3 protein-coding genes are annotated in these 3,072 nt (G+C 31.0%); all 3 read left to right on the forward strand.

All coding sequences use genetic code 11. The features are described from left to right. Positions 1-838, forward strand: an 838-nt coding sequence (dapF, locus tag ACQCX0_RS01245; RefSeq protein WP_462562309.1) for a diaminopimelate epimerase, incomplete at its 5' end; no start/stop codon positions are given. A 49-nt stretch (positions 839-887) separates the two neighbouring features. After that, a complete protein-coding gene (gene mtaB, locus ACQCX0_RS01250) occupies positions 888-2,144 on the forward strand; it encodes a tRNA (N(6)-L-threonylcarbamoyladenosine(37)-C(2))-methylthiotransferase MtaB (protein WP_462562310.1) in 1,257 nt (418 codons plus the stop codon). Between the two features lie 11 nt (positions 2,145-2,155). Then, complete coding sequence (gene ftsY, locus ACQCX0_RS01255) at positions 2,156-3,001, forward strand: signal recognition particle-docking protein FtsY (protein ID WP_462562312.1); 846 nt, start codon at positions 2,156-2,158, stop codon at positions 2,999-3,001. Positions 3,002-3,072 lie beyond the last annotated feature (71 nt).

The following is a 3,072-nucleotide window of genomic DNA, read 5'->3' on the forward strand; positions in this document are numbered from 1 at the left end:
AATTATAAATAATACTTTTATGAAGAAAATTAATTTTATTAAAATGCATGGATTAGGCAATGATTTTATAATTATTCTTGAACCTATTAAGCTATCTACGCAACAAATTTCTAAACTTTGTGATAGGAAGTTCGGTATTGGAGCAAACGGGCTGATTATTTGCCAAAGACCAACTCTCTCACCCCTTAGTGTAAATATAAGTATTTTTAATCAAAATGCTTTAGAAGTTAAAGCCTGCGGTAATGCTAGCAGATGTGTAGCAAGCTATTTTCTTAAACTACATCAACTCCAAGAAATTTACATAAAAATTCAAGATATTACCTTGATTGCCACCTTAACATCGCAAAATTCAATTAGCATTAATATGGGGATCCCCAAATTTTCTTGGCAGGAAGTACCTTTAATTTCAGCACTTCCGGCTCAAAATTTAGATTTTTCTGCTATAAGTAACTTACCCAATGGTTTTGCAGTAAATTTTGGGAATCCTCATGTAGTATTCTTTTGTGATAACTTAAATACAATTAAGGTGGCTGAATTAGGTTCTAAACTAGAGAATCATGAATTTTTTCCGGAAAAAACCAATGTAGAATTTGCTCAAATTCTTAATAATACTACTATTAAAATGCGAGTATGGGAACGCGGAGTTGGAATAACTCTAGCTTGTGGAACTGGAGCTTGCGCAGTTTTTAGTGCTGCCTTAACCAAAAAACTTATTACTGCAACTACGGCTACAATTATACTAGATGGAGGAATTTTAGAATTATCTCAAGATAGTAAAGGTAGCATTCATCTGTGCGGAGAAACAACTTTGGTATTTTTAGGTGAATTTTTATTATAAGATATGCTATGATATTCATTAAGCTAATTAAATTTTATTAAATATAAGCATGACAAATTATAATAACAATTCCATAGTCTCTTTAGGTTGTAGACTAAATATTTTTGAGTCTGAGCTTATTAAAGAAAAAGTTGACAGATTAGGCTTACAAAACTGTATTATTGTAAATACCTGTACAGTAACCGGAGAAGCTCACAGACAATCTATTCAAACTATTCGTAAATTAAAAAAAGCTAATAGTACTGCTAAAATTATTGTAACCGGTTGTGCCTCCCAAATAGATCCTGATAGTTTTGTAAATATGCCAGAAGTTAGTAAAGTAATTGGTAATATGAATAAATTACAAGATGAAGCTTTTTTAAGTGATGAAAAGTTAATTTTAGATGATTTTACTAAAGAAAAAGCCTACCAACTTGAAAAATTAAACGGCTTTAGTAGCAAAACCAAGGCTTTTATTCAAATTCAACAGGGGTGTGACCATCGTTGCAGTTTCTGTATTATTCCAACGGCTAGGGGCGGAAGTAAATCGGTAAAACAAGAAGACATTATTGCCCAAATTGCCCAAGTAGTTACTAACGGACATCAGGAAGTAATTTTAACCGGAGTAGATATTTCTTCTTGGCATAGGGATGTCTTCAATAAAGAAAATTCAAAAATCGGCGAGCTCTGCATGGCAATTTTAAAATCTGTAAAATCCTTAAAAAGATTGCGCCTTAGTTCATTAGATCCCGCAGTAGAAGATAAAAATATTTTATATCTTTTAAGAAATGAAGAACGTTTCATGCCTCATTTACATTTAAGTTTACAAGCTATGAGCACCCCGGTACTAAGAAATATGGGCAGACGACATTCTAAAGAAAGTGCCACAGACTTCATTTTAAACTTACAATCACAAACTAAAAATCTTGCTATTGGAGCAGATATAATTTGCGGATTTCCTAGGGAAACAGATGAGCAATTTTTGGAAACCCTTGTATCTTTACAAAATCTAAAATTACCTTTCTTACATGTTTTTCCTTATTCTGAAAGAAAAGGTACAGTTGCCCAAAAAATGCGGGCATTGCCCAAAATAATTAGAAAAAACAGAGCCACTAAACTTAGAGCAATAGCTCAAACTCAAAAAATTAACTTCTTTAAAACTCAAATTTCAACTATTACAGAAATACTGGCTGAACAAAATAATTTAGGATATACTAAAAATTATTGTCCCATAGAAATTATAGGAGAACCTATAGTTAAAGGTAAAATTTATCAAGTAAAAATTACAAATTTTAATGATAATCAACTACTAGCACATGTACTTTAATGAGCCTGTAAATGTTTAGCTTCTTTAAAACCAGAATCCTAGATCAAAAATTATTAACTCAAGTAGAAGAAGAACTAATCTTGGCAGATCTAGGCATTAATAGTGTTAATCTTATTATACAAGCTTTACTGAGAAAAAAATTTCATAAAGAAATAACCTCCCACGAGATTAAAGAGTTTATAATTAATACTTTAGATACCACCCTTAACCCTTTTATTAAACCATTAGTTATAGCTACTCCTAAAAGACCGGTTGTTATTTTAATTGCCGGTGCAAATGGTAGCGGTAAAACTACTTCTATTGCTAAATTAGCTTATTTTTTTAGTAAAAATTTCTCTAAGATTATGTTAGTCCCATCAGATACTTTTCGAGCTGCAGCAACTGAGCAATTAGCTGCTTGGGCTATAAAATTAAATATAAATATTTTTACCAATACGACCAAAGACCCTGCAGCTTTAACGTATCAGGCTATCTCTCAAGCACAAACTGAAAATTATGATTTAGTAATTGTTGATACCTCAGGTAGATTAGCTAGTAACACTAATTTAATGCATGAATTGGCTAAAATAGATAATATACTAAAAAAATTTGATAATACCTATCCTACGGAAAGTATTTTAATTTTAGACGGAACTTTTGCTGGTTCTAGTTTAATACAAGCAGAGGGTTTTGCAAAGTATTTACCCTTAAGTGGATTAATTATTACTAAACTTGATGGTAAATCTAAGGGTGGTATTATAATCCCTATAATTCAACAACTAAAAATACCGGTTTATTTTATAGGAATTGGTGAGAAGTTTACAGATTTACTTCCTTTTAATTTAAAAAATTATTTAACTTCTCTTTTTGATGCTTAATGATTGCATTTTGCATAATTAACCTTTAGTATTAACTTTAAGAATAATCTTTAAGCCTCTGTGGTGGAACT

This window comes from Candidatus Hepatincolaceae symbiont of Strigamia maritima, from assembly GCF_055505085.1.